This is a genomic window from Methylobacterium sp. B1, from assembly GCF_000333255.1.
In the GTDB taxonomy this organism is placed as follows: Bacteria; Pseudomonadota; Alphaproteobacteria; order Rhizobiales; family Beijerinckiaceae; genus Methylobacterium; species Methylobacterium fujisawaense.
This window is the reverse complement of the sequence record NZ_BACT01000153.1, coordinates 1-5,376: the sequence shown is the minus strand read 5'-3', so window position 1 is coordinate 5,376 and position 5,376 is coordinate 1. Positions and strand designations below refer to the sequence as shown.

Annotated in this window: 8 protein-coding genes; 6 read left to right on the top strand and 2 right to left on the bottom strand. The window is 69.3% G+C overall.

Annotation, left to right across the window (positions count from 1 at the left end; all coding sequences use genetic code 11):
- Window positions 1-263, bottom strand: a 263-nt coding sequence (locus I53_RS04360; RefSeq protein WP_043347078.1) for a nucleoside-diphosphate kinase, incomplete at its 3' end; no start/stop codon positions are given.
- A gap of 268 nt (window positions 264-531) precedes the next feature.
- Here I53_RS04360 and I53_RS04355 point away from each other — a divergent pair.
- The gene (locus I53_RS04355; RefSeq protein WP_043347075.1) at window positions 532-996 is read left to right on the top strand and encodes a DUF2147 domain-containing protein; all 465 of its coding nucleotides are present in this window, start codon (window positions 532-534) and stop codon (window positions 994-996) included.
- A 7-nt stretch (window positions 997-1,003) separates the two neighbouring features.
- Here I53_RS04355 and I53_RS04350 read toward each other — a convergent pair whose 3' ends face one another.
- Complete coding sequence (locus I53_RS04350) at window positions 1,004-1,639, bottom strand: glutathione S-transferase N-terminal domain-containing protein (protein WP_043347074.1); 636 nt, start codon at window positions 1,637-1,639, stop codon at window positions 1,004-1,006.
- 240 nt (window positions 1,640-1,879) lie between these two features.
- Between I53_RS04350 and I53_RS04345 the strand changes: the two genes are divergently transcribed.
- From I53_RS04345 to I53_RS04330, 5 genes are all read left to right on the top strand, one after another.
- Window positions 1,880-2,194, top strand: coding sequence for a hypothetical protein (locus I53_RS04345; protein WP_043347072.1), 315 nt, complete (start codon window positions 1,880-1,882; stop codon window positions 2,192-2,194).
- 128 nt (window positions 2,195-2,322) lie between these two features.
- Window positions 2,323-4,224: an FUSC family protein gene (locus tag I53_RS04340; RefSeq protein WP_251982215.1), complete on the top strand. Its 1,902-nt coding sequence runs from the start codon at window positions 2,323-2,325 to the stop codon at window positions 4,222-4,224.
- Window positions 4,181-4,363, top strand: coding sequence for a hypothetical protein (locus I53_RS34860; protein WP_251982214.1), 183 nt, complete (start codon window positions 4,181-4,183; stop codon window positions 4,361-4,363). Before I53_RS04340 ends, I53_RS34860 begins: the two co-directional genes overlap by 44 nt.
- Window positions 4,364-4,387: 24 nt before the next feature.
- Window positions 4,388-4,582 (top strand): DUF1656 domain-containing protein, encoded by a 195-nt coding sequence (locus I53_RS04335; protein WP_043347071.1) that lies wholly within the window; start codon window positions 4,388-4,390, stop codon window positions 4,580-4,582.
- Window positions 4,582-5,376, top strand: a 795-nt coding sequence (locus I53_RS04330) for an efflux RND transporter periplasmic adaptor subunit (RefSeq protein WP_043347069.1), incomplete at its 3' end; no start/stop codon positions are given. The genes I53_RS04335 and I53_RS04330, both read left to right, overlap by 1 nt.

Sequence of the window (5,376 nt, the reverse complement as noted above, 5' to 3'; positions counted from 1 at the left end):
TCACGGTACTTGGCCACCGCGTTCTCGCCCTCGAGAACCTGGACCACCACCGGGCCGGAGGTCATGAAGGTCACGAGCTCGCCGAAGAACGGGCGCTCCTTGTGCACCTCGTAAAACTTCTCGGCCTGCTCCTTGGTCATGCGGATGCGACGCTGGCCGACGATGCGGAGGCCCGCCTCCTCGATCACGGCATTGACCGCGCCGGTCAGGTTCCGCCGCGTCGCGTCGGGCTTCAGGATCGAGAAGGTGCGCTCGGTGGCCATGGTGCGTCCGGTCTGTCTGTGGAAAAGGTTTGCGGCACGCCGGGAGGCCGGACGCGCCGCGGCAGCGAAAATTTCGCTTCGGCGCCGGGCTTATAGCGGGCGCCCCCCCGTGCCTCAAGCGGCGTCCCGGAACCGGCCGGTCCAAGCGCAGCCGTGGCTCTGCCGCAACACGGCCGAAAAATCGCCCGATTGCGACGGCCTAGTCGCGCACCAACCGACTTCGTCCACCCCTCGGGCGTCCGCGACGCCCCAATCCCGGAGACGAACCATGCGACTCGCTCTCAGCGCCAGCCTGCTTCTCGCCGGCCTCACCGCCGCCGCCGCCGACACCGCGAAGGATCCGTCCGGCACCTGGCTCACCGGCGACGGCCGCGCCAAGATCCGGATCGATCGCTGCGGGCCCGGTCAGAAGCTCGTCTGCGGCAAGGTCGTCTGGCTCAAGACGCCGACCTTCGACAACGGCGCTCCCCGCACCGATCTCAAGAATCCCGACCCGAAGAAGCGCGCGCGGCCGGTGATCGGCCTGCAGCTCATCGAAGGCCTCAAGCCGGACGACGAGAAATACACCGGCGAACTTTACAACATCGAAGAAGGCAAGATCTATACGGTCAGCCTGGAGCGCGAGAGCGAGGCCGAACTCAACGTCTCGGGCTGCATGCTCAAGATCCTGTGCGGATCCCAGACCTGGACCCGCGTGCCGGACGTGAACCAGCAGGCGGCGAACAAGAACTGAGCGCCTGTCAGATCGCTGCGAGGCCGCGCTGCACCGCCGGCCTCGCCAGGATGCTCTCGAGCCATCGCGCCACGTTCGGCAGGGTGTTGATGTCGACGCCCTGCTTGAAGTTCAGCTTCGCCCAGGTGAACGTCGCGATGTCGGCGATGGAATAGTCGTCGGCCAAGAAAGCGCGGCCCTCGAGGCGTCGCTCCAGCACGCCGTACAGACGCTTCGCCTCTGCGGTGAACCGGTCGATCGCGTAGGGCAGCTTCTCGGGCGCGTAGATCTTGAAGTGGTGCGTCTGCCCAAGCATCGGCCCGAAGCCCGCCACCTGCCAGAACAGCCACTCGTCGACGAGGACGCGGGCGCGCTCGTCGGCCGGATAGAACTGCCCGGTTTTCCGGCCGAGATACTGCAGGATCGCGCCTGATTCGAAGACCGAGATCGGCTGTCCACCGGGACCCTCCGGATCGACGATGGCCGGGATCTTGTTGTTGGGTGAGATCGCCAGGAAATCGGGAGCGAACTGCTCGTTCTTGGCGATGTCCACGGGAACGATGCGGTAGGGGAGCCCGCACTCCTCCAGCATGATCGGGATCTTCCAGCCGTTCGGCGTACTCCAGGTATGGACGTCGATCGGCCGCCCGGACACCGCTGCCATGCTCTGTCTGCTCCTGGACCCAATCGTCGGCGGTGCGATGGTCCTCCGCCTTTTCCGGACAACCCCGACAGTGAAGACGATTTCCCGGCCACGCTCAAGGGCATCCCGAGAGCGGGCCTGAGGATTCGACACGGCGTGGCGGCAGCTGTTGGCGGCTGCGGCGCCGGGCTTGCCGTCTCCCGGGGCGAGCGGCGAGACTGCGTCTCGGGCGTCGCAACGACGCCCGAGGGGGAATTTTCGATGATCGATCGTCTCGTCAGGATCGCGATCCTGTCCGTGCCGCTGCTCGCCGCCCAGCCTGTCCTCGCCAAGGAGCCGGCCGCCAAGGAGTCGACAGCAAAGGCGCCGCCGGCCTCCGAGGCGCCCTCGGCGGCGCCGGCCTCGCCCGCAGCGAAGCAGCCGAGCGCCGGCCAGTCCGCCGCCCGCGACCGGCAGAAGACCTGCGGCGCCGAGTGGCGCGCTCTGACCGACGCTCAGAAGGCCGCGCAGGGGCCGAAATGGCCGCAGTACTGGAGCAAGTGCAACAAGCGGCTGAAGGGCGGCGATAAAGCCTGAGCCGGTCGCGAACCGCAGCGCTTCTCGATTGTTCAGACATCCGCGGCGGGGCGGCGGGAAAGGCGAGGACATGATGGACCTTCATCCGTCCCCACGGGCGGCGGACGGCGCATCGCGCCGGGTCCGGCATGGCTGAGGCCCCGGTCGCGCCCGCCGCGGATCCGTCGGCCGGGTCGCTTCTCGACCGCGCGGTGGCGTTCCTCGATGCCTGGGTGCCCAAGCCGGCGGCCTGGGCCTTTGCCCTGCGCATCTGGATCGCCATGATGCTGGCGCTGGCGATGGCCTTCTGGCTCCAGCTCGACAGCGCCTCGTCCGCCGCCACCTGCGTGGCGATCCTCGCCCAGCCCAAGCGCGGGCAGGCCATTTCCAAGGCGGTCTACCGCCTTCTCGGCACGCTCATCGGGGCCGCGGTGTCGATCGTCTTCATGGCCCTGTTCGGGCAGGACCGGGTGCTGCTGCTCCTCGGCTTCACCGTCTGGCTCGGCCTCTGCGTTTTCGTCGCCCAGTACCTGCAGGACACACGGGCCTACGGCGCCATGCTGTCCGGCTACACCGTGGCGATCGTCGCGCTGGGCCAGATCGACGACCCGCAGGGCACATTCGACGCCGCCGTGTCCCGCGTCGCCGTGATCGTTCTCGGCATCGTCGTGATCACCTTCATCAACGACGCCCTCGCCTCCCCGAGCACGTGGCGGGCGCTGCTGCCCCAACTCCGCAAGGGCTGGGACGACACGCGGAGCTATGCCCGGGAGACGCTGGAATCCGGCGATCTCGGCGCGACGCGGACCGCCGCGCTGATCCGCACCATCGCGCCGATGCGGGCCGATGCCAGCGCCATCGCGGGCGAACTCGACGACGGCCGGTTCCGTGCGGCCGGCGCGCGCAGCTGCATCGCCGCCTTGTACGCGATGGCGGCCGCGATCCGCAGCGTGGCGGCTGCGGCCGCGTGCCTGCGCCATCCGAGCCCGGCGGTCGCGGAGGCGATGGCGATCTGCCGAAGGGTGGCCGACGCGCCCGATCCCGATGCCCTCGATCGCGACGACGAGCGCCTGCGCGACCTGGTCGATTCCGCGATCCGGGACGGGCACCGGCCCCTCGACGAGGTGGTGGTTCTCCAGCGCGCCCTGGACTTCGTCTGTGCGGCGACCTTCGCGCAGGACGGCATCCGCGCGGTGGCGGACGGCCACGAGCCCCTGCGCGACGCCCGGCTGCCGACCCATCGCGACTTCCCGGTCGCCCTCCGCGGCGCCCTGCGGGTCGCCTTGAGCTTCGCCGTGACGGCCGCCGCCTTCGTGGCGCTCGGCCTGCCGCAGGCCTCCTTCGCGCTGGTCCAAGTGGCCGCCACCGCGGCCCTGTCCTCCGTGACGCCGGATCCGAAGAAATTCGCCAACGGGGTCGTCATCGGGATGACGCTCGCGGCGACCCTTGCGGGCATCGCCCGCTTCGCGCTCCTGAACGGTGTCCAGGGGTTCCCGATGCTGGCGATCGTCATGGCGCCGGTGATCTTCCTCGGCTGCTTCCTGTCGCTGAACCCGAAGACCTTCGGCATCGGCTTCATCCTGATCGTGTTCTTTCCAGTCCTGCTCGGCCCCTCGAACCCGCAGACCTACGACGCCCTGACCTTCCTGCTNGACGCGTTCCTCGTGGTTGCGGCGGCCGTGATCCTGTCGATCGTCGTCCGCCTGGTCCTTGCGATCACGCCCGCGCAGCAGCGGGGCTTCGCCCTCGATTTGGCCCCGGCGGCGGTTTGCCGACGCGCTTATCGGCCAGGGAGGGGACGCCACCACCCGCACCAGCCTGAATGCCGACCGGCTGTTTCAGTTCGCCGGCTACAGCTCGGGGAGCGGCGCCGTGCGGCGGGCGAACCTGCATCACGCCTTCGCCCTCGCCCGTCTGGAGGCCGCCGCCGCCCGGGCCCATGCGGAGCTGCGCCGCCTCTGGTCCATCGAGGCCCTGCGTGGCGCGATCCCGCGGGCACGGGACGCGTTGGCTTCGGGCGACGATCGCGGGCTCGAGACCGCGGCGCGTGACCTGATCCGGGCCGCCGCCGGCCAGGGCCGGGCCGTGCGGCTCACCACCGCCCGCGCGGCCAGCGATCTCGTCACCGCATCACGGACCATCACCCGCCACCGGCGATTCCTCCATCGCCTCGACATCGCGCTCTTCTGACGGGCGACTTCTTCCGGGGTTACCATGCACGAGGACATCCATGTCGGCGGGGTGCTGGTCACGGCCTTCGTCGCCTATGCCCTGGCGGCGTTCGTGATCCTGATCATCCTGCGCTTCGCCTTCGCGCGCCTCCGCTTCAGCCGCTACGTCGCCAACGCCCCGCTCGCCGAGGCCGGCCTCTACGTCTGTGTTCTCGCCCTCCTGATAGCGTTCATCTGATGCCCGACACGACCGCCGACGAGGACGATCCGAAGCCCGCCGCCCGCGACGATGCGCCGGGGCGGCGCGATCCGTTGCCCGCGATCCCGCGCCGGGGCCGAGCCGCCAAGATCTTCCGGCTGGCGGCCACCGGCGTGATCCTGCTCGCCGCGATCCTGGCGGCGGCCTTCGTCTGGGAATTCTACGTGGCGGCGCCCTGGACGCGCGACGGCACGGTCCGGGTGCAGGTCGCCAACATCGCGCCGCAGGTCGCCGGGCAGATCGTCGAGGTCCGCGTCCAGGACAACCAGACCGTGCGCAAGGGCGACGTCCTCTACGTCATCGACCCGATCGACTTCGAGGTCGCGGTCGCGTCGGCGGATGCCGAGGTCAAGAACCGCGAGGCCGACCTGCAGGTGAAGAACGCCCAGTCGGCCCGGCGGCAGGCGCTCTCGACGGTGTCGACCTCCGTCGAAGAGAAGCAGCAATTTGCCGGCGCGGCCAAGATCGCCGAGGCGGCGCTGGAGAGCGCCCAGGCGCAATTGCGGCAGGCCAAGGTCAACCTGGAGCGCACCCGGGTGACATCCACCGTCAACGGGCGGGTCACGAACCTGCTGATGCGCGTCGGCGACTATGCCCGGACCGGCACCGCGAACATCAACGTGGTCGACACCGATTCCTTCTGGATCGACGGCTATTTCGAAGAGACCAAGATGTCCAACATCCGGGTCGGCGACACCGCCGACGTGAAGCTGATGGGCTTCGATCCGCATCTCACCGGGACGGTTCACAGCATCACGCTGGGCATCTCCACG